At 69.3% G+C, this 19,921-nt stretch carries 19 protein-coding genes; 8 read left to right on the forward strand and 11 right to left on the reverse strand.

Features of this window, described 5'->3' with window-relative positions:
• Positions 1 to 68 precede the first annotated feature (68 nt).
• Positions 69 to 1,397 (forward strand): hypothetical protein, encoded by a 1,329-nt coding sequence (locus D514_RS38780; protein ID WP_017831098.1) that lies wholly within the window; start codon positions 69 to 71, stop codon positions 1,395 to 1,397.
• Between the two features lie 74 nt (positions 1,398 to 1,471).
• Here D514_RS38780 and raiA read toward each other — a convergent pair whose 3' ends face one another.
• From raiA to mtrA, 5 genes are all read right to left on the reverse strand, one after another.
• Positions 1,472 to 2,128 carry a ribosome-associated translation inhibitor RaiA gene (raiA, locus tag D514_RS35180; protein WP_031206305.1) on the reverse strand — a complete coding sequence of 219 codons (657 nt, stop codon included), beginning with the start codon at positions 2,126 to 2,128 and terminating at the stop codon, positions 1,472 to 1,474.
• A gap of 132 nt (positions 2,129 to 2,260) precedes the next feature.
• Positions 2,261 to 2,908 (reverse strand): ComF family protein, encoded by a 648-nt coding sequence (locus D514_RS35185; RefSeq protein ID WP_017831100.1) that lies wholly within the window; start codon positions 2,906 to 2,908, stop codon positions 2,261 to 2,263.
• Positions 2,909 to 3,001: 93 nt separating this feature from the next.
• Complete coding sequence (locus tag D514_RS35190) at positions 3,002 to 4,720, reverse strand: LpqB family beta-propeller domain-containing protein (RefSeq protein ID WP_144053063.1); 1,719 nt, start codon at positions 4,718 to 4,720, stop codon at positions 3,002 to 3,004.
• On the reverse strand, positions 4,717 to 6,396 hold the full coding sequence (mtrB, locus tag D514_RS35195) for an MtrAB system histidine kinase MtrB (RefSeq protein WP_017831102.1): 1,680 nt from the start codon (positions 6,394 to 6,396) through the stop codon (positions 4,717 to 4,719). The genes D514_RS35190 and mtrB overlap by 4 nt, the downstream gene beginning before the upstream one ends.
• Before the next feature lie 7 nt (positions 6,397 to 6,403).
• The gene (gene mtrA / locus D514_RS35200; protein ID WP_017831103.1) at positions 6,404 to 7,084 is read right to left on the reverse strand and encodes an MtrAB system response regulator MtrA; all 681 of its coding nucleotides are present in this window, start codon (positions 7,082 to 7,084) and stop codon (positions 6,404 to 6,406) included.
• A 98-nt stretch (positions 7,085 to 7,182) separates the two neighbouring features.
• On the opposite strand from mtrA, the gene D514_RS35205 reads away from it, so the two are divergent.
• From D514_RS35205 to D514_RS35225, 5 genes are read left to right on the forward strand one after another with little or no spacing between them, the layout of a single operon-like run.
• Positions 7,183 to 8,646, forward strand: a complete 1,464-nt coding sequence (locus D514_RS35205) for a glycerophosphoryl diester phosphodiesterase membrane domain-containing protein (protein ID WP_017831104.1) — start codon at positions 7,183 to 7,185, stop codon at positions 8,644 to 8,646.
• On the forward strand, positions 8,643 to 9,284 hold the full coding sequence (locus D514_RS35210) for a DUF4129 domain-containing protein (RefSeq protein WP_017831105.1): 642 nt from the start codon (positions 8,643 to 8,645) through the stop codon (positions 9,282 to 9,284). The genes D514_RS35205 and D514_RS35210 overlap by 4 nt, the downstream gene beginning before the upstream one ends.
• On the forward strand, positions 9,281 to 10,531 hold the full coding sequence (locus D514_RS35215) for a DUF4350 domain-containing protein (RefSeq protein ID WP_017831106.1): 1,251 nt from the start codon (positions 9,281 to 9,283) through the stop codon (positions 10,529 to 10,531). The genes D514_RS35210 and D514_RS35215 overlap by 4 nt, the downstream gene beginning before the upstream one ends.
• A 44-nt stretch (positions 10,532 to 10,575) precedes the next feature.
• Positions 10,576 to 11,499, forward strand: a complete 924-nt coding sequence (locus D514_RS35220; RefSeq protein ID WP_236610993.1) for a MoxR family ATPase — start codon at positions 10,576 to 10,578, stop codon at positions 11,497 to 11,499.
• The gene (locus tag D514_RS35225; RefSeq protein WP_017831108.1) at positions 11,500 to 12,807 is read left to right on the forward strand and encodes a DUF58 domain-containing protein; all 1,308 of its coding nucleotides are present in this window, start codon (positions 11,500 to 11,502) and stop codon (positions 12,805 to 12,807) included.
• A gap of 52 nt (positions 12,808 to 12,859) precedes the next feature.
• On the opposite strand, the gene D514_RS35230 is transcribed toward D514_RS35225, so the two are convergent.
• Positions 12,860 to 13,852, reverse strand: coding sequence for a stage II sporulation protein M (locus D514_RS35230; protein ID WP_017831109.1), 993 nt, complete (start codon positions 13,850 to 13,852; stop codon positions 12,860 to 12,862).
• Between the two features lie 16 nt (positions 13,853 to 13,868).
• Here D514_RS35230 and D514_RS35235 point away from each other — a divergent pair, with 16 nt between their 5' ends.
• Positions 13,869 to 14,678, forward strand: a complete 810-nt coding sequence (locus D514_RS35235) for an RDD family protein (RefSeq protein WP_017831110.1) — start codon at positions 13,869 to 13,871, stop codon at positions 14,676 to 14,678.
• Between the two features lie 47 nt (positions 14,679 to 14,725).
• Here the strand turns inward: D514_RS35235 and ahcY are convergent, their stop codons facing one another.
• From ahcY to D514_RS35260, 5 genes are all read right to left on the reverse strand, one after another.
• Positions 14,726 to 16,171, reverse strand: a complete 1,446-nt coding sequence (ahcY, locus tag D514_RS35240) for an adenosylhomocysteinase (RefSeq protein WP_017831111.1) — start codon at positions 16,169 to 16,171, stop codon at positions 14,726 to 14,728.
• A gap of 43 nt (positions 16,172 to 16,214) precedes the next feature.
• Positions 16,215 to 17,429: an ABC transporter permease gene (locus D514_RS35245; protein ID WP_017831112.1), complete on the reverse strand. Its 1,215-nt coding sequence runs from the start codon at positions 17,427 to 17,429 to the stop codon at positions 16,215 to 16,217.
• Complete coding sequence (locus tag D514_RS35250; RefSeq protein WP_036323798.1) at positions 17,426 to 18,178, reverse strand: ABC transporter ATP-binding protein; 753 nt, start codon at positions 18,176 to 18,178, stop codon at positions 17,426 to 17,428. Before D514_RS35250 ends, D514_RS35245 begins: the two co-directional genes overlap by 4 nt.
• On the reverse strand, positions 18,175 to 19,101 hold the full coding sequence (locus tag D514_RS35255) for an efflux RND transporter periplasmic adaptor subunit (protein ID WP_017831114.1): 927 nt from the start codon (positions 19,099 to 19,101) through the stop codon (positions 18,175 to 18,177). Before D514_RS35255 ends, D514_RS35250 begins: the two co-directional genes overlap by 4 nt.
• A gap of 100 nt (positions 19,102 to 19,201) precedes the next feature.
• Positions 19,202 to 19,408 (reverse strand): DUF3499 family protein, encoded by a 207-nt coding sequence (locus tag D514_RS35260; RefSeq protein WP_017831115.1) that lies wholly within the window; start codon positions 19,406 to 19,408, stop codon positions 19,202 to 19,204.
• A 78-nt stretch (positions 19,409 to 19,486) separates the two neighbouring features.
• On the opposite strand from D514_RS35260, the gene D514_RS35265 reads away from it, so the two are divergent.
• Positions 19,487 to 19,915 carry a hypothetical protein gene (locus tag D514_RS35265; protein WP_236610981.1) on the forward strand — a complete coding sequence of 143 codons (429 nt, stop codon included), beginning with the start codon at positions 19,487 to 19,489 and terminating at the stop codon, positions 19,913 to 19,915.
• Positions 19,916 to 19,921 lie beyond the last annotated feature (6 nt).

The raw sequence follows: 19,921 nt of genomic DNA on the forward strand, positions 1-19,921 counted from the left end.
GTGAGATCGCCGTTCGCCCCGAGCGGATGCTCAGCCACCACAGCTCCCGGGGAAACTAGGATCGGTTCATGGCTGGATTTTGGGGCAAACGCAAACGCGAACAGGAAGAACTCGCCGCACAGGACGCCGATCTGGCTCGCCGTGCCGAACAGGCCCTGGTCAGCGCCGACGAGCGGATCCGCACGACCTCGGACGAGCTCTCCTTCGCCGAGGCGGAACTCGGCGAGTCGCTCACCGGTGACCTGCGCAAGGCTCTCGCCGCGGTGCGCACCCACCTGCGCGAGGCGTTCCAGCTCCACCAGTTGAACCACGACGAGATCCCCGACACCGTCGAGGAGCTCCGCACGCGCAACGCCCGCATCCTCCAGCTCTGCGACTGGGCCCAGGACCTGCTCGACGAGAAGACGTCGGTCCTCGCCGAGTCGGTCGCCAAGGTTCGCCGCGCGCCCGAGATCATCGCGCAGGTGCGGGCCGAGGCGGCCGCCCTCAGCGCCCGCATTCCGCAGACCAACGAGACCGTCGCTCGACTCTCGGCTCGATACTCCGATTCCGCCATGCACCAGATCACGGCCAGCGCAGCGGAGGCCGAGCAGCTCATCAGCTTCGCGACGCACAGCGCCGATGTCTCGGAGCGTCGTCGCGCGGCGAAGCAGAACGAGGAGGCGAACGTCGCCCTGGAGACGGCGACGGAAGCCACACGACGCGCGTCCGCACTGCTCGATGCCGTGGAGGACTTCGAGATCGAGGCGCTGCGCGCCGAGTCCACCCTCGCCGAGGTCGTGGCCGACTCGCGGGGGGATCTCATCGCCGCTCGCACCGCGCCGAACGTACCCGCCGTCGCCCAGGCCGTCGCCGAGCTGCAGAGCGCCCTGGCAGCTCTCACGCCCTCCGGACAGCCGAACGACCCGTTCGCCGAGCTCTCCCAGCTGCGTGATGCCAACTCGGCTCTCGACGAGGCGATCGCCAAGGCACGTCACCGCGCGGACAACCCGCTGCCGAGCATCGCTCAGGTGCAGCACGCGATCGATGACGCCGACCGGCAACTGGGCGTGGCTCGTGGCCTCATCTCCGGGCACCGCGGATGGATCGGCGCGGACGCCCGCACCCGCCTCGCCGAGGCGGAGAGGCTTCGTGTGGATCTGTCGGATCTGCTGCCCGCCGAGGACACCCGCGAGGCGGCGCTCGTCCAGGCCCGCCGTGTCGCTCACCTCGCATCCGAGGCACTCCAGCTCGCCCAGCGCGACATCGACTCCTCCCGCCCGCAGGATCAGGGCTGGGGCGGTGGCGGCGGTTGGGGCGGTGGCGGCGGTCGGCGTGGCGGTGGCGGCGGAGACCTCGCATCCGGCATCCTGGGCGGTCTCGTGATCGGCAGTCTGCTCGACGGCATCTTCGACTGATTCCGCCCCGTCGCGGCATCCGGACATCACGACGGCCCGATCCCATCCGGGATCGGGCCGTCGTGCACTGCGGATCAGGAGGCGAGAGCCTCGGACGGCGGAGCCTGGGTGCTCAACGCGATCACACCGTAGTCCCAGCCCTTGCGGCGATAGACGACGCTCGGGTGGTCGGTGCGCACATCCACGAAGAGGAAGAAGTCGTGTCCGACCAGTTCCATCCTGTCGACGGCTTCCTCAACGGTCATCCACTCCGCATCGAAGCTCTTCGTGCGGATGACGACGGGCGAGTATTCTTCCTCTTCGCTCTGCTGCACCGGCATGCTGCCGGTCGCCACCGCGTGGAGGATGTCGGCCGACGCCGGCTGGACGTCGATGCCCTCGAGCGCTCCGCTTCCCTTCTCGAAGTGAGCGCCGCGGGGGTGCTGTCGTCCGTCGACTCGCTTCTCCTTGGCGCGACGCAGCTGCTCGGACATCTTGTCGACAGCGAGATCGAGGGCGACGAACTTGTCTCCGTCCGTCGCCTCTGCGCGAACGACCGGTCCCTTCCCGATCAGTGTCAGCTCGACGGTCTCGTCGGGGACACGACCGTTGCGATACACGCGATGGGTGACTTTCACATCCAGTCTCTGCGCGCGAGACGCGAGCATCTGGATCTTGGCGATCTTCTCTTCGACAACGGTTCGGAAGCGATCGGTGATACCCACTCCGACGCCAACGATGCTTGTTTCCATTGCTGCCTCCTTGTCCCGGTCCTCCCGGCCAAGGGCGGACCGTGGTCGCCTTGTGTCCCCCCACCGTAGTCCGCTGATCGGCGGATGTCACGGTCCGGTTCCCCTGTGTCGCCGGTGCATCCCCGATGAGATTCATCCGAATCCGCTGCGACGCGGCGTGGCGGCGAGCGCGACCGCCGCCACCACACGGAATCCGGCTGATCTCAGGGCTCGCGATGCTTCATCCAGCGTCGCCCCGGTGGTGACGACGTCGTCGACGATCACCGCTTCGGCGCCCTCCCCCGTCCGACGCGCACGCAGAGCTCCCCGAACGTTCGCCTCCCGTGCCCGCACTCCGAGACCACGTTGGTCGACCGTACGGCTCGCGAGGGAGAGCAGCCGCTGCGGCTCGGACTGCGCTCGACGGATCAGGAGGTCGGGGACGCGATAGCCACGCCGACGGAACGCGCTTCCGGTCGTCGGCACCGGCACGACCCACGTCGCCGAGCCCACCGAGGGCGCGAGCACCGTCGCCAGGGCCGCGCCGAGCGGACGGGCGAGGAGCGTCTCGCCCTCACCCTTGAGGCGACGGATGCACCGTGCCGCGACGCCCTCGAACCGAAGGGCGGCTGTGACCTGCATCCCTCGAGGGGTCACCGTGATCTGCGGGGTCGGCGCGAGCGCCTCTCGGCATCGCGGGCACAGGAGCGTTCCCGGCTCATCACAGCCGGCACACGTCGCTGCGAGGAGGAACGCGGCGATCTCCGCGCCGACGCCGAGCATCTGGGGCTTCGTCCACATGCGAGGAGTATGCGGCCGTCGATCCGCCCGGTTCCACCACCGCGCTCTGTTCTGCGCACGATCGCGTGACCACCGCCGTCGGTGCAGGGAATGTCACTCGCCGACGCGAGTGGCGAGCACGGAGACGCCGGACGCGACCTCGCGCCATGCCGAGCCCGCGTGGGCGAAGAGCTCGCCGTTCGCTCCGAGGATCCGCACGCCGGAAGCGGTGCGCGCGCCGGCGATCGAGATCGCATTGCTCGGGGCTGCCTCCGCCGAACCGGGCCCTCCCACCATCTGAGTGAGAAGACGCGGGCTGTTCGGATCGACGAGGACTCCCACGCGGTCTGCCCCCAGCCAGGACAGCCCGGTTGCCGGCTCGAACAACTGGGTCAACTGCTTGACCTCGCCGAGCTCGATCGGGATGCCCGCCGAGTCCCGAACCACGGCTGCGACCACGACCCACATCTGTTTGCCGACCGTCACGACGGCAGCCACCCTGGCGCCGTCCGGTGCGACCCTCAGGTGAGAGATCGCCGAGGCGCTCGGCCACGCCGTCGCGACCTGACGCGCCACAGCATCGCTCCCCGACGCCTGCACGGCCGTGGGCGCTCCCGCGGGGACGGACCAGGTGTACCCGTAGGGGTCGAGCGAAGGCCTGATGAGCCCTGGACGGGAATCGAGCTCGTCGAGGCTTCCCTCGCCGATCAGATAGACGTGCTGGTCACCGAGCTGCGTGGCGGCGCGGGAGTCATCGGCGGCCACGTCGATCGAGACGATGGGTTGCGTGATGGCGGCGATCTCCGAGCTGATACCGGGGAGGGGCGAGATCTCGTCGCCGACGATCCGCCCGAAGGTGCCGTTCTGCAGCACGAGTGTGCCGACCTCGGCCGACGACTCCACCACATCCGCCACTCCCGCATCGAGGTCGCGCCCGTCGACGGTGAACCGCACCTGGGTGACTGCGACGCCGGCGCCGCGGAGGGTCGCCTGCAGCTGGGTGCGCATACGGGAGAGAGTGGTCGCATCGAGGCCCGAAGCGGGGCGCGTGAGCGCGACATCGGCGACCTGTCCGACGATGGGCACCGCGTCCTGTGCCAGCTGCACGTCGGCGGGGAAGGCGTTCTGCACTGCCGGGTCCAGCCATCCGCTGGGCTCGCCGCCGATGAGGGCCCGAGTGACGGTCGTCGCGGGGCTCTGCCGACGCGGGAACCAGCGCATGTCAGGCACCAATCTCGACCAGCCGAGGTCGAAGTACTGCAGCGGATACCCCTCGAAGACCTTGGTGAAGCGCGTCTCGTCGATCACGACACCGTCCGGCGCCTGCGTGATGCGCCATTCGCCGCTCTCCATCCGCTGCAGCGTGAACGCCACGTTGGACGACCCGAGGGCCTCGGAGTAGCCGCCGGAGTCGTCGACGCTCGCGACCAGGTCGAGCGTGACCTGGACCTCAGCGGTGTCCGCACCCTCCACCTCGTCGTCGGGGACCGAGGAGGTGATGGTCCTGGTATCCGTGCCGACGTCTATCGACACCCCGGCCGAGGGGCTCCAGCTCCGCTGCAGCGAGGGCGAGAGGAAGTCGCGTGCGGTGTCCCAGTTCTCGGTCGTCGTGATCCCGGCCTCGAGGAAGCCCTCGACGATCTCCTCGGGCCCGGCACCCGTGATCGGGCCGGACGCGACCGGCAGGATGTCGACGTCCTGCGGGGATTCCCCGAGCTTCAGGCCGACGGCGACATCGCCACTGGTGGGAAGTCCCGCGCACGCGGGAAGCACAAGCGCGGTGAGTGCCAGCGCGATGGCCAGCATCCTCCGTGTCCCTCGTCGCCGGGTCATGACCGGTCCTCCTCGTCGAACAGACCGGCGGGCGCGTCCGTCAGTGAGATCGGCTGCGTCGCGTCGCCGATCTCCGCGAACGGCTCCTGCGGCTCGATGGCGATCGGGCTCGGACCGTGCAGGATCCCGTCGTGCCTGGGGATCGTGAGCACGAAGTTCGTTCCCACGCCGAGCTCCGACCAGACCTCGAGCGTGCCGCCGTGCAGGCTCGCATCCCCCAGGGCGATGGAGAGTCCGAGTCCCGTGCCGCCGATCGTGCGCTGACGCGAGGGGTCGGCGCGCCAGAAGCGGTCGAAGACCCGCTCCGCGTCGGCCGGCTGCATCCCGAGGCCGAAATCCCGCACCCCCGCCGCCACGGCGTGCTGGTTGCTGTCGACAGTGACGACGACGGGGCGCCCCTCGCCGTGCTCGATCGCGTTGCCGATCAGATTGCGCAGCACCCGGCGCACGCGCCGCGGATCCATGTCGACGGGTGAGTAGCCGCCAGGCGCCACGAGCCGCAGCTCGGTGCCATGGCCCTCCGCGAGCGGGCGCATCTGCTCGATGATGTCCTCGGCCAGGTGGGTGAGGCTGGTCGCCTCGAGTTCGAGCTGCACCGATCCCGCGTCGTAGCGGCTGATCTCCAGCAGGTCAGACAGCAGCGTCTCGAACCGCTGCACCTGGGCGTGCAGCAGCTCCGCCGTCCGCGCGGTGGTCGGGTCGAACTCCTCGCGCTGGTCGTTGAGCATGTCCGCGGCGAGGCGGATCGTGGTCAGCGGTGTCCGCAACTCGTGCGAGACATCCGACACGAAGCGCTGCTGCACCATCGACAGCTCGCCGAGTTCCTTGATCTGCGACTCGATGCTGTCCGCCATCGCGTTGAACGACCGCCCGAGCGTGGCCAACTCGTCCTCTCCATGCACCTCGAGGCGCACCCCGAGGTCGCCCGCCGCGAGCCGCGCGCTGGTCTCTGCGGCCTGCACGATCGGGGTGGAGACCGCGCGAAGGACGATCCACGAGATCGCGGCGACGATCGCCACCAGACCGATCCCGGCGATCCAGAGCGTGCGCTGCACGAAGACGAGGGTCTGATCGGCGTCCCCCAGGTCGTAGGCGAAGTAGATCGCGAACGCTCCCGCCTCGGGCACCTGGAGCTGCTGGCCCACGATGATGCCGGGAACCTCTCCCCCGTCCGCGACGGGCAGCGCCACGGACTGCCAGGCCTGGCGGTCGTCGAACTCCACGACGCGGGCCTGGAGCTCGGGGCTCAGCAGGCTCCGACTCAACCCCGCCTCGAAGCCGTTCAGGCGGACGCCCTTCGCGTTGTCGATCTTGAACCCGGCGAGCTGATCCGTGCTCGATGTGCGCGTGAGATTCGACTGGACGCTGTTCCACAGTTCTGTGAGTGCAGCGGAGTCATCGCCCACCTCGGCCACATCCAGGATCCCCTGCGCCTGATCGACCGCGCGGCGGGAGTCTTCGAGAGCGACGTCCTTGCGTGAGATGAACAGATCGTTCTGGATGACCAAGGCCATGGTCACACACGTGATGAAGATCGCCAGGGAGGTGGCGAGCAGGGTTATCGAGAGCGTGCGGAAGCGGAGGGAGCGTCGCCAGAGGATGGCGAGCATCGTCGGCCAGCCTCGCCAGTCGCGCAGGACAGCGACCGTCGTGGTGGTCGCTGTCGTCGCGGCCATCGTGCGCCTAGCCGACGCTCCCGGCGCGGTAGCCCACGCCGCGCACCGTCATGACGATCTTCGGGTTGTCGGGGTCGAGCTCGACCTTCGCGCGCAGACGCTGCACGTGTACGTTCACGAGCCGGGTGTCGGCCTTGTAGTGATAGCCCCAGACCTGCTCGAGCAGCATCTCCCGGGAGAACACCTGCTGAGGCTTCGAGGCGAGCGCGACGAGAAGCTGGAACTCCAGCGGCGTGAGAGCGATCGGGGCGGTGCCGCGACGGACCTCGTGCGCGTCGACGTCGACGGTGAGATCCCCGACCCGGAGCTGCTCGCTCGTGGCCTGCGGCGTGGGCCGGAGCCGCGTGCGGATGCGCGCCACCAGTTCCTTCGGGTTGAAGGGCTTGACCATGTAGTCGTCTGCGCCGACCTCGAGTCCGCGGACCACATCGGCGGTGTCGCTGCGTGCGGTGAGCATGATGATCGGCACCCCGGACTCGGCACGGATGCGGGTGCAGATCTCGATCCCGTCCATACCGGGGAGCATGAGATCGAGCAGCACCAGGTCGGGCCGCTGCGTGCGCCACTCGTCGACGGCGCGCGCACCGTCCGCGCAGAACACCGGCTCGAAGCCTTCGGTGCGGAGCACGATCCCGATCATCTCGGCGAGCGCGGTGTCGTCGTCGACCACGAGAATACGTGAGGTCATAAGAGTTACCTTATGGCACCGAGTCCCGCCGACCCCAGGTCTGCGCGCCACGCATCGGATATGACACGATGGGAGCGCGCGATGGAGAGGGAGTGCCTGTGACCGGCCAGACGTGGACGCCTGCCCCGAAGAAGGGCATCATTCCCCTTCATCCACTGTCGTTCGGGATGCTGCTGGGCAAGGCCTTCGCGGCGCTGCGGCACAACCCCAAGGTGCTCTTCGGTTTCGCGGTCGTGATCCAGCTCGTCGTGGTCGTCGTCACTGCCGTGGTCATGGGCGTCGTCCTCTTCACGACCTTCAGCCGCCTGGAGACGGTCTCGCCTTCCTCTCCGGATTTCGAAGCGGTGATGGCCGGCACCATCGCGGTGAACCTGATCGCCGGACTCGCCGTGGGACTGGCCTCGATCGCCTTCACGGCGATGATGCAGGGCGTCGTCGCCGCGGAGATCGGGTACGCCGCGATCGGTGTCAAGGCGTCGCTGCGGATGCTGTGGCGCCGGATGGCCCCGGCGTTCTGGCGACTCGCCGGCTTCGCCTCGCTGTCGGTCGCCGCTGTGTTCGGCATCTTCATCATCGCCGCCGTCATCATCGCGGCCTTCATCGCCGGAGGCATGGGCGGCAGCGTCGAGATGGTCGGCGTCGTCGTCCTCGTGGTGATCGTCATCGTCCTCGCCTGCATCCCGCTCGCGGTGTGGCTCACCACGAAGCTGCTGCTGGTTCCCTCGATCCTGGTCCTCGAGCGTGCGCGTTTCCGCGACGCGTTCGTACGGTCCTGGCGACTCACCCGCGGGCGCTTCTGGGTCGCGTTCGGGGTGACCTTCCTCATCAGCGCCATCATGGGTATCGCGGCGCAGGTCGTCAGCGTGCCCGTCACGCTGCTCGGTTCCCTTCTCGGGTCCGTGGTCGCACCCACGGGCGCCGAGGACCCCAGCGCTGTCGTCGCCTTCATCGTGACGCTCATCGCCCCGCAGATCCTGCTCCTGGTCATCCAGGCGATCACGCTCGTGGTGCAGAGCACCGGTTCCGCACTCGTCTACCTCGACTGCCGGATGCGATACGAAGGGCTGGACCAGACCCTGATCGCGTACGTCGAGCGCCGCGACCTCGGCTGGACCGATGAACAGCAGGACGATCCCTTCCGCGTCGACCCGACGCGCGCTGTCACCTCGGCGCCGCCGCCCCGCCAGGTGCCGGAGCACGTCATGATGTCTCAGGGGTATGCGTACGCGCAATACGGCGCACAGCAACCCGTCACGCAGCCGGGGGCTTCGCCGTCGTTCGCACCGCAGTACTCTTCGGCACAGCCGTACGCTGGCACGCCGTACCCGTACGCGCCGGGTTCGCCTGCACAGCCTCCTGTACAGCCTCCTGTGCAGCCTCCTGTGCAGCCTCCTGTGCAGACCGGAGCAGCGGTCTCGGCGCCCTCCGTCGCCTTCCCTGCGCCGCCGCCTCCTGCGCCTCCAGCCCGGACCAGCGCGTCTCCGACGCCCAGCAACCCTGCCGCCGGCGACGCTCCCACTGACGGCGGTTGGACAGCGCCAGGGGCCGACGGCGCCGCATGATCCGACGGTTCGACGACCTCTTCGTCCCCGACGGGGACGACGCGCGACGCTGGGCGGAGGAAGAGCTCTCGAATCCCCGCTACGCCGATGCGAAGCCCACGTGGTTCGATCTCCTCGCGCGTGACATCGGCCGTTTCCTGGCCGACCTCTTCAGCTCGGGCAACGGGGCGAACGTGGGGCCGTCCGCTCTCATCATCGTCACCGTCATCATCGCGGCCGCACTGATCGCCGCCCTCATCATCTGGGGTAGACCGCGCAGCTCCCGCGCGGTCAGGCGCCCCACCGGCGATCTCCTCGGAGCAGCCGACGATCGCAGCGCCGCACAGTTGCGGTCGGACGCCGACCGGGCCGCGCGCGAACGCGACTGGGACGCAGCGACCATCCTCCGCTACCGGGCCATCGCGCGAAGCCTGCGCGAGCGCGACCTGATCGATCCGGCCCCCGGCGCAACGGCCCAGTCGATCGCCCGCGAGGCGAGCGCGGTGTTCGCCGACGAGGCCGACGCGATGCGTCGGGCGGCCGTCTCGTTCGACGACGTCCGCTACCTCGGGCACTCCGCGACGCCGGAGACGTATCGCGACCTCGTCGACACCGATGACCGGATCCGCGCGCGCCGCCCCGAAGGAGTGCCGGCATGAGTGTGATCGATCACGAGCCCGCTGTCTCCCCCACTGCCTCATCGTCCCCGGATGCTCCTTCCACCGCGGAGCACCGCCCGAGTCGGGCGAAGACGATCATCGGCTGGACGATCATCGCCGTCCTCGTGGTGCTCGTCGCGATGGTCGGCCTTCGTGTCGCCGCGACCGCACCCGGAGCACGGGGCGCGCTCGATCCGGAGGCACGGGATGATGCCGGTGCGCTCGCGCTCGCCGAGATCCTGCGCGACCAGGGGGTCGACATCGAGGTGCACCGCTCTCGATCTCAGGCGCGCGCGGCGATCGACGAGAGCACGACGCTCGTGATGTCCAACCCGTACACGCTCACCGACGAGGCCCTGCAGACGCTCACGGACCCCGCGGAGCGCGTCGTTTTCCTCTCCACCAGCACACACCTGCTGAACGAGCTCGGCATCGGCGACAACGCCACGGGGACGCTGTCTGAAGCGACTCCGGACTGCGACGTCGCCGAGTTCGCCGAGGTGGGGACGATCCGCGCCGACCGCCTGTTCACTCCCGCGGACGGCGTGCAGGCCTGCTTCGGAGACGCCGACGGTGCCGCCGTGCTCGTGGACCGCCGCACCAGTCCGCAACGCGTCGTCGTGGAAGGCACGAGGCTCTTCAGCAACGCGACTCTCGCCGAGAACGGCAACGCCGCCCTCGGCCTCGCCCTGCTGGGCCAGACCGACCGCATCGTCTGGTACGTTCCGAGCTTCGCGGACTCCGACATCGAAGCCGAGCCGATCGACACGCTCGGCAGCCTCACACCGACCTGGGTCACTCCTGCGATCCTGCTGCTGATCGCCGCGGGGATAGCCGCCGCCGTCTGGCGCGGACAGCGGTTCGGCCCCCTCGTCGCCGAGACCCTTCCGGTCACCGTGCGCGCATCCGAGACCATGCACGGACGTGCACGCCTCACGGCGAGAGCTGCGGATGCGGCGCACGCCGCGCAGGCTCTCCGCGAGGGGACGCAGCGCCGGCTCGCCCGACGACTCGGACTCGCCGTCCACGCCGGCGCCGACGAGGTCGCTGACGCGGCCTCGGACCGACTGCGCATCCCGCGCGGCACGCTGCAGATCCTGCTGGCCGGGCCACTCCCCGACGACGACGCCGGCCTGGTCGACCTCGCCAGACGCCTCGACCAGCTCGAGACAGCCGTGGACGACAGCACCCACGCCCACCGATCAGATCCGACCACCCATCCCCGAGAATCAGAGGGAAACACGTGACCGTTGAGAACCATCCCATCGACGACGCCGCGCTGCGTCAGGCCATGCACCGGGTGCGCACCGAGGTCGACAAGGCGGTGGTGGGCCAGGCCGGCACCGTCACCGGACTGCTCGTTTCCCTCCTCGCCAGGGGCCATGTGCTCCTGGAGGGAGTGCCCGGTGTCGCGAAGACCCTGGTCGTCCGCTCGTTCGCCAGGGCGCTCGGGCTCGACACCAAGCGCGTCCAGTTCACTCCCGACCTGATGCCCGGCGACGTCACCGGGTCGCTCGTGTACGACGCACGCACCGGCGAGTTCGATTTCCGCGCGGGTCCGGTGTTCACGAACATCCTGCTCGCCGACGAGATCAATCGCACGCCGCCGAAGACCCAGGCGGCACTCCTGGAGGCCATGGAGGAGCGCCAGGTGTCGGCGGACGGCGTCAGCCGCCCCCTGCCCGACCCGTTCCTCGTCGCCGCCACGCAGAACCCCATCGAGCACGAAGGCACCTACTCGCTGCCGGAGGCGCAGCTGGACCGCTTCCTGATGAAGCTCGTCGTCGGCATGCCGGAGCGCGACGCGGAGGTGTCTGTGCTGCGCCGACATGCCGAGGGCTTCTCCCCTCGCGAGCTCACCGGCGTCGAGGCCGTCGTCACCGCCGAGGAGATCAGGGCGGCGCAGCAGGCGGCCGCAGCAGTCGAGGTCACAGACGACGTGCTCGGATACGTCGTCGACCTCGCTCGTGCGACCCGCCAGTCGCCGTCCGTCGAGCTGGGAGCCAGCCCGCGCGCCTCGACCGGTCTGCTCGCCGCGGCGAAGGCGTGGGCCTGGCTGAACGCCTCTTCCGCGGTCACCCCCGACCACGTGCAGACGATGCTGGTGCCGGTGTGGCGTCACCGTCTCCAGCTGCGACCCGATGCCCAGATGGAGGGCGTGTCCGCCGATGCGGTGCTCACCTCCGTCGTGCAGCAGACCAGGGTGCCGATCTAGGTGTTCGTCACCGGCCGCCTCGCCGTCGCCCTCGCCGTGGGCCTCATCCCGCTCGTCATCGCCGGGCTCGCGGGCTACCCGGCGTACGCGGTTCTCGGTACATGGATCGGTCTGTGCCTGCTGCTCGTCGCCGCCGACGTCGCCCTCGCCGCGAGTCCTCGCGCGGTCACGGTGAGCCGCAGACTCCCCCGACGCGTGCGCATCGGGGAGCCCGTCCCCGTCAGCGTGGCCGTGCACAACCACGGCACGAAGGTGCTGAACGCGGTGATCCGTGACGCCTGGCAGCCGACGGCGGGCGCGCCGACGGAGCGACAGCGTCTGCTCCTGCCCCCGGGCGAGCGCGGCCGTGTCACGATTCCGCTGCTTCCCCGCCGCCGCGGTGAGCTGGTCAGCGAGTTCGTGATGATCCGATCCCGCGGCTCTCTCGGTATCGCGGGTCGGCAGGCACGTCATTCGGTTCGCGGCTCGATCCGCGTGCTCCCCGCTTTCTCCTCGCGCAAGCACCTTCCATCCCGCCTCGCGCGTCTGCGCGAACTGGATGGCAACACCAGCATCCAGGTGCGCGGTCAGGGCACCGAGTTCGATTCGCTGCGCGAGTATGTCCGCGGCGACGATGTGCGCTCGATCGACTGGCGGGCGACCGCCAGGGCGGGAACGACGATGCTGCGCACGTGGCGACCGGAACGCGACCGCCACGTCGTCATCATCATCGACACCGGGCGCACCGCCGCGGCGCGTGTCGGCGACGGCACGCGCGTGGACGCCTCACTCGAGGCGGCCCTGCTGCTGGCCGCGCTCGCTTCGCGTGCCGGCGACCACGTGCACCTGCTCATGTACGACAGGGTGGTGCGCGGTCGTGTCACGGGCGTCGATGGCGCCGCTCTCCTCCCGGCGCTGACCGATGCCATGGCTCCCGTGCACGCACGACTGGTCGATACGGACTGGCATGGAGCCTTCGCCGCGGTGCGCACGCTCACCACGCGTCCCTCGCTGATCGTGGCACTGACGGCGCAGGATGCCGCCGAATCGGCCCGTGGATTCCTCGGAGCCTTCCCGAACGCGTCTCGGGCGACGACCGTGCTCGTCGGATCCGTGACCGACGACGGGATCTCCGCACTCGCGCGCCGTCGCGACTCCCGGGAAGAGGTGTACCTGGCAGCGGCCGCCGAACGCTCCCTCCGCGACGCGGAGAATGTCGCGGACGCGATCCGCAGGGCCGGCGGGGAGGCGATCGCCGCCGACCCGGAGGAGCTTCCCCCGAGGATCGCCGACCGCTACCTCGAACTGAAGGCGGCGGGTCGTCTCTGACGCCGAACCGATCGAGATAGAGCCCCGTGTCGGCCGTGACCGTTGGGGGAAGTCAGCCGACGACCAGGCGCGGCGTACCTGCTTCGTATTCGACGAGATCGCCGGTCTCGCCCTGGCGGTGCGCCCTCCCGCCGATCACCAGCATGTAGATGAGGAACACGGCGAGCGCGGCGGCGCCGATGCCGATCTTCACCGGCCACGGAAGGGCCCAGCCGGTGACGAAGCCCTCGACGAGCCCGGCGAGGAAGAGGGCGAACACCAGCCCCATCGCGACGGTCGCCAGCGCGCGTCCCTCCTCGGCGAGCGCTTCCCCTCGCGTGCGGTGGCCCGGTGCGACCCAGGCCCAGAACACATGCAGGCCGGCGGCAGCGGCCACGAAGATGCAGGTCATCTCGAGCATTCCGTGCGGGAGGATGTACAGGACCATGAGGTCGGCCTTGTCGTGGACGGCCATCACGGCCCCGGTGGTGCCGAGTCCCATCGCGTTCTGCACGAGCACGTAGACCGGCCAGATGCCGGTGACGCCGAAGAGCACGCACTGCATGGCGATCCAGGCGTTGTTCGTCCAGACCATCCCCATGAAGACAGCGGCCGGGTTCTCGGTGTAGTACCCAGTGAAGCTCTCGTCCGCGTACTGCTCGAGGTCGGCCGGGGAGCCCAGGGTCGCCACCAGAGCCGGATCGCTCGCGATCCAGGCTGCGGTGCCGACGGCGACCGCGATGAACGAGATCGCGATCACCAGCGTCGTCCAGCGCAGGCGGTACAGCGCAGCAGGAAGCTGCAGACGGAAGAACCGTCCCGTCTGCGTGAGGATGCTGTCGGACGCGCCGGTGAGGCGCAGCCTGGCGCGAACGAGGATGGTGGACAGATACGCGCCCTGGGGCGAATCGCCGACGGATGTCTTCAGCTCGGCCAGATCGGCGGAGGCGGCGCGATATCGCACGATGAGCTCGTCCACCCCGTCGCCGTCGAGTCGGGCGCGACTGAGTTCGTCCAGTCGCTCCCATTCGGCGCGGCGTGCATCGGTCAGCGCATCGGCATCCACCTGATTTACTGTACTCATGTCCGTCCCGATCGACGTCTCCGACGAGGTGCTCTCCGGCGAAGCCGTCGCGATCGACGTGCAGCCCGTCGGCTTCCTCCTGCGGGCGCTCGGCGCCGCGATCGACATGCTCCTCGGATACGCCGTGTTCATCCTGTGGATCTTCCTGCGCATCTGGCTGCTGGATGTGGGCGTGCTGGATGAGACCACCGACCGCATCGCCCTGGTCTCGGCGTTCGTCGTGAGCTTCGTCGTCCTGCCGATCACGATGGAGGTCGCCTTGAAGGGGCGCAGTCTCGGCAAGCTGGCGGTCGGCGGAAGGATCGTGCGCGTGGACGGTGGCGCCGCCGGGTTCCGTCACGCCTTCATCCGCGCCCTTCTGGGCGTGCTCGAGATCTACATGACCTTCGGCGGCGTCGCCGTGCTCACCGGCGCGTTCAACGCGCGGTCGCAGCGCCTGGGCGACCTGGTTGCCGGAACCTACAGTCAGCGCGTGCGCACACCGGCGCTCGTGTCGCATGTCCCGGTGCTTCCTCCGCCCCTGGCCGGCTGGGCCCAGATCGCCGACGTCGCGCGTCTGCCCGACCGGCTCGCCCGCCGGATCTCCCAATTCCTGCAGAGCGCTCCCCGCATGATCCCGGCCGCGCGGGAGCGGGTCGCCCTCGACCTGCTCACCGAGGCGGGCCCCTTCGTCTCCCCGATGCCCTCCGCACCGCCGGAGCAGATCCTGATCGGCATCACCGTCCTGCGCCGTGAGCGCGAGCGCAGAGCACTGCAGAACTCCGATCGGCGCGCAGAGCGGCTCACCGGTAGACGCGTCGGCGTCTGAGCCGGTACGCCGCGCCTCCTGTCAGCACCGTTCCGCAGCGGTCGTCGTCAGTACCGGTAGTGCTCGAGCTTGTACGGGCCCTCCACGGGTACCCCGATGTAGGCGGCCTGCTCGTCGGAGAGCGTGGTCAGCTGCACACCGAGAGCATCGAGGTGCAAGCGGGCCACCTTCTCGTCGAGCGCCTTGGGAAGCACGTAGACGCCGGTCGGATAGGCGGCGATGTTCGTGTAGAGCTCGAGCTGTGCGAGCACCTGGTTGGTGAACGACGCGCTCATCACGAACGACGGGTGCCCCGTGGCGTTGCCGAGGTTCATCAGGCGTCCCTCGCTGAGCACCAGGACGCTGCGGCCGCTCGGCATGCGCCACTCGTGCACCTGCGGCTTGATCTCGACCTTCTGCACGCCGTCGAGTGCTTCGAGCCCTGCCATGTCGATCTCGTTGTCGAAGTGACCGACGTTCGCCACGATCGCGAGGTGCTTCAGCGCCTGCAGGTGCTCGGTCGTGACGACGTCGCGGTTGCCGGTGCCGGTCACCAGGATGTCGATCTCGCCGGCCACGTCGAGCAGACGCGCGACCTGGAAGCCGTCCATGGCGGCCTGCAGCGCGCAGATCGGATCCACCTCGCTCACGATCACGCGGGCACCCTGACCGCGCAGAGCCTCAGCAGCCCCCTTGCCGACGTCTCCGTAGCCGCAGACGAAGGCGACCTTGCCACCCATGAGCACGTCCGTCGCACGGTTGAGACCGTCGGGAAGCGAGTGCCGGATGCCGTACTTGTTGTCGAACTTGCTCTTGGTGACCGAGTCGTTCACGTTGATGGCGGGGAAGAGCAGCTCCCCCGCGGCCGCGAGCTCGTACAGCCGGTGCACACCGGTCGTGGTCTCCTCCGTGACGCCGATGAGGCCCGCGGCGAGCCTGGTCCAGCGATCGGGTGCGACCGCGAGCGAGGCGCGCAGCAGGTCGAGGATGATCGTGTACTCGTGGGAGTCGGTCTCGGTCGGCGCGGGAACGGCGCCGGCCTTCTCGAACTCGACGCCCTTGTGCACGAGCAGGGTCGCATCTCCGCCGTCGTCGAGGATCAGGTTGGGTCCGTCGAAACCTGCAGAGGACCAGTCGAAGATGCGATCGGTGCAGGCCCAGTACTCGTCGAGCGTCTCGCCCTTCCAGGCGAACACGGGAACGCCTGCCGGCGCGTCGACGGTTCCACCGGGGCCGACCACGACCGCAGCCGCCGCCTCGTCCTGGGTGGAGAAGATGTTGCAGCTCGCCCACCGCACCTGGGCGCCGAGTGCCACGAGCGTCTCGATGAGGACGGCGGTCTGCACTGTCATGTGCAGCGAGCCCGCGATCCGGGCGCCCTTCAGGGGTTGCGCGGCGCCGAACTCCTCCCGAAGCGCCATGAGCCCCGGCATCTCGTTCTCGGCGAGTCGCAGCTGGTGACGGCCGGCTTCGGCGAGGGACAGGTCGGCGACGCGGTACTCGAGCTCGGTCATGCGCTCATTCTTCCATCATGAAGTGGCCGACATCAGGCGTGTGTCAGAAACGGATCGCATCGATCACCTTCACCCGCAGCGCGACGAGGGCGGGGATGAATCCCGACACCGCCCCGACGATGACGGAGGCGAGGAGACCGATGAGCGCTGCGCGCATGGGGAAGGGTGGGATGTCCTGGATCCCGTAGAACATCGACGTGATGATCCACTCCGAGCGCAGCACGGCGACGACGATCGCGATCCCGATCACGCCTGCCACGGTCGTCGCGACCAGGCTCTCCAGGAAGACGGCGAAGAACACCCGCCCTGAGCTCGCTCCGAAGGCGCGCCGCACCCCGATCTCTCGCACGCGCTGGCGCATCGCCACGAGTTGGATGTTGATCAGGCTGAGTGCACCGAGAGCGAGGATCAGCGCCGCGATGCCCCCGGTGACCATCTCGAAGGTGGCCTGAGCGTCCAGAGCTCCCGGTTGCGCCGCCCAGTCGGAGCGGTTCACCGTGACCGTCTGTCCCTCGGGCAGGCCCGCTCGGAGATCCATCGCGAGCACCGGCGCGATCTGGTCGACCTGTCCCGTGCCCATCCAGATCTCGTATTGCGTCCAGGCGTCGGCGGGCAGCGCATCCACGCGCGCGCGGTAGGCGTCATAGAGCAGGTCGACGCGCAGCTCCTCGTCGCCGAAGCCCTGTCGCGGTGTGATGCCGACCACCTGATAGGTGCCACCGGCCGGGCCGCTGAGCGTCACGGTCGGGTGCTGTGTCAGCGGCACTCGTCCCAGACGCTCCCAGAGCGGTTCCGTGATCACGACGGGCGGTGCCATCGCCTCGACATCGGAGTCGAGGAACCAGCGCCCCTCCAGAAGCCGCTCCCGGTGGATCTGCGAGAACGCGGGATCCATGACACGCGCGGGGACCTGCGCGATGCCGTCGGGGAGCTGCACGTCGAGCAGCACTCCCTGGGCGATACGCGCCGTGTGGCTGAACCCGAAGCGCTCGGAGACACGGCTGAAGCGCGCATCGAACTCGTCGGCGTCGACGGGTGTGCCGTCATCGCTGCTGACGGAGACGACGACGGTCGCCGCTCGCCCTCCCCACCGGTCGGACTGCTCGGCCTGGAATTGACGCTGGTATTCCGAGATCGCCACGACCGCGGTGAGCGCCCCCACCGACACGGCGATCCCGATCAGGCTGAGCAGGACGCGCAGCTTGTGCACGCGGATCTCCGCCCAGGCGTCGGAGAGAGCGCCGAGGAAGCCGGTCATGCGACGAACTCCGGCGGCGCAGACGGCACCGAAGCCGCCAGGGTCGAGGCCTCGAAGGCGCGGCTGAGGTCGACGGTCTCCAGACGCCCGGCATCGAGCCGGTAGTGCCGGCGCGCACGCGCGGCGACGTGGAGGTCGTGGGTGATCGTGACCAGCGCGGCGTGCGTCTCGGTGGCCACCTCGTCGAGGAGGGACATGACTGATGCGCCCGTGTCGATGTCGAGCGCGCCGGTCGGCTCGTCCGCGAGGATCAACACGGGCTTGCGAACGAGTGCCCGTGCGATGGCGACGCGCTGCTGCTCACCACCGGAGAGCCTGTCGGCGATCTGCTCGACGCGATGCCCGAGGCCGACCCGCTCGAGCATGTCGGCGGCGATCTGACTACGATTCCAGAACATGCGTCCCTTGGCATGGCCGAGCGGCATCATCACGTTGTCGATCGCGGTGCGCCCGGGGAGGAGGTTGAACTGCTGGAAGACGAAGCCGACGTTGTCCCCGCGCAGACGGTCGAGCCGTCCCGATCGCATCCGGCGCACCTCGCGTCCCTCGAACGCGACCGATCCGGATGTGGGTGCATCCAGCATCCCCAGGATGTTGAGCAGCGTCGACTTCCCCGACCCTGACCGTCCCACGATCGAGACGTGGTCTCCTGCACCCACTTCGAGCGTGATGCCACGAAGGATCTCCAGGCGCGAGTCATCGGCCAGCAGGACGCTCTTGGAGACGTCGTCGAGCGCGACGAGACTCACCAGCTCATCCCGCTGTCGCACTGCTCCACTCCCGGGGAGACCTCGTAGCAGAACTCCTCGACCGGAGCGACGAAGCCGGGCACGAACTGGCGGATGCTGTCTCCCTCGGCCAGTCCGTCCGTCACCTCGACCATGAGGCCGTCGTTGACGCCGAGCGTCACCGAGCGCTCCTCGGGGTCGGATCCGTCGCCTGCATCGACCCACACCTTGCCGGATCCCGCGCCGCCCTGGACAGCCGTCACCGGGATCACGAGCGCATCGTCGACCTGACCGAGTGCGAGATCCATCTTCGCGGGGAGCCCGGCGAAGACCGTCTGGTCCGCGGGTACCGCGCAGCGCACGCTCGCGGTGCCCTCCGCCGTCACCTGCACCCCGACGCCGGTGCACGCGAAAGGCGCCGGGCCGCCCGTGATGGTGACGGTCGCCTCGGTCGGGGCGTTGACGAGGCGATACAGCTGCACGGGATCGACGGTGGCCAGCAGATGGTATCGGGCCGGGGTGAGCTTGTAGGTCTCGGTCCCGACCGTGGTGGTCTGTCCCTTGACGATGGCGAGCTCCGATACGTCGCCGACCTCGGGCGCGAGCACGTCGATGTCCTTGCGCGGGTCGTCCTGGCGCACGGTGTAGAGCTTCTGGCCGGCAGCCACCGCCGCGCCCTCCCCTACGTGCACGGCGAGCACCGTGCCGTTGAGCTCTCCACGCACGGCGTAGGCGTCGTCACGCGCGACGTTGCCGCTCAGGCTCAGAGCGTTCACCACGGATCCGCGCTCCACTGCGACGATCGGATCGGTGACCGCGGCCTCGGGGCTGACGACGCTCTCCGCGCGGTCGGGGAAGAAGGCGATCTTGACGAGAGCGGCTGCGCACGCTCCGAAGATCACGACGAGAAGCAGGGGGAAGATCCAGCGACGCCAGACGATCACGAGTGCCTTTCCGGCAGCGCCGCCCTGGCACGCCTGCGGTCAGCGTATCCAGAGTTCGGAGGCGGGCCGACTGGTGCGTCCGCGTGTCGAGGCGACGACCTCAGGCGCGAAGAGCCTCGTGACGCACGACGAGCCAGCCGGCGGGAACCGAGAGCCGGTCCGCGTGCGGAGAACACAGATCATGCGCCTGAGGGTCATTCGCGGCACCGAGCGGGCCGAGGGCCACCATCTGGTCGCCGTAGTCGTAGGTGAGGGTGGCCACGGCTTCTCGCGCGCAGCCGACCTTCGAGCACAGTCGTCCGTCCATCTCCGCCAGCGTACGGCGCACCCCGTCGCGATCGCGGATGCCGCGCCGGGCGAGCCGGGCACCGCCTAGACTTTCGTCATGCCTCGTCGCCGTGCCACTCACACCTCCGCAGCCCCTCGGCGCGGGGCGCGGCACGGCCGACACGGCCGCCTCGGCCGCAGCGAGGTCGTGCGGCCACCGCTGGCTCCGCTCGACGGCCGCCTCGACAGATTCGACCTCACCGTCGGCACCGCGGTCGAGTTCCTCCGCGGCACATGGCCGGAGTTGCAGGACGTGAGGTTCGAGATCGGCGCGATCCCGGGATTCGATGCGGCCGAAGAGGTGCCGCGCTGGCACCTCGACCGCAAGAACAAGCGCATCGTGCTGTTCCGTCTTCCCATCGAGCGGCTCCTCCCCCCGGGGCACGACGATGCTGCGCACCGCCGGATGGCGATCGAGAGTGCCGTGTTCCGGGCAGCGGCAGAGTATGTCGGCCGCGAGCCGTGGGATCTCGGCCACGACCACTGAGATTCC

This window comes from Microbacterium sp. UCD-TDU, from assembly GCF_000340625.1.
Lineage (GTDB): Bacteria > Actinomycetota > Actinomycetes > Actinomycetales > Microbacteriaceae > Microbacterium > Microbacterium maritypicum.

Bases quoted from the DNA above. Each gene is read 5' to 3' on its own strand.
- ahcY (WP_017831111.1), bottom strand. From the start codon at position 16,171: ATGACCGAGCTCGAGTACCGCGTCGCCGACCTGTCCCTCGCCGAAGCC.
- mtrB (WP_017831102.1), bottom strand. From the start codon at position 6,396: ATGGCCGCGACGACAGCGACCACCACGACGGTCGCTGTCCTGCGCGAC.
- D514_RS35260 (WP_017831115.1), bottom strand. From the start codon at position 19,408: ATGGACGGACGACTGTGCTCGAAGGTCGGCTGCGCGCGAGAAGCCGTG.
- D514_RS38780 (WP_017831098.1), top strand. From the start codon at position 69: ATGGCTGGATTTTGGGGCAAACGCAAACGCGAACAGGAAGAACTCGCC.
- raiA (WP_031206305.1), bottom strand. From the start codon at position 2,128: ATGGAAACAAGCATCGTTGGCGTCGGAGTGGGTATCACCGATCGCTTC.
- mtrA (WP_017831103.1), bottom strand. From the start codon at position 7,084: ATGACCTCACGTATTCTCGTGGTCGACGACGACACCGCGCTCGCCGAG.
- D514_RS35235 (WP_017831110.1), top strand. From the start codon at position 13,869: ATGTCCGTCCCGATCGACGTCTCCGACGAGGTGCTCTCCGGCGAAGCC.
- D514_RS35190 (WP_144053063.1), bottom strand. From the start codon at position 4,720: ATGACCCGGCGACGAGGGACACGGAGGATGCTGGCCATCGCGCTGGCA.
- D514_RS35245 (WP_017831112.1), bottom strand. From the start codon at position 17,429: ATGACCGGCTTCCTCGGCGCTCTCTCCGACGCCTGGGCGGAGATCCGC.
- D514_RS35265 (WP_236610981.1), top strand. From the start codon at position 19,487: ATGCCTCGTCGCCGTGCCACTCACACCTCCGCAGCCCCTCGGCGCGGG.
- D514_RS35185 (WP_017831100.1), bottom strand. From the start codon at position 2,908: ATGTGGACGAAGCCCCAGATGCTCGGCGTCGGCGCGGAGATCGCCGCG.
- D514_RS35215 (WP_017831106.1), top strand. From the start codon at position 9,281: ATGAGTGTGATCGATCACGAGCCCGCTGTCTCCCCCACTGCCTCATCG.
- D514_RS35210 (WP_017831105.1), top strand. From the start codon at position 8,643: ATGATCCGACGGTTCGACGACCTCTTCGTCCCCGACGGGGACGACGCG.
- D514_RS35220 (WP_236610993.1), top strand. From the start codon at position 10,576: ATGCACCGGGTGCGCACCGAGGTCGACAAGGCGGTGGTGGGCCAGGCC.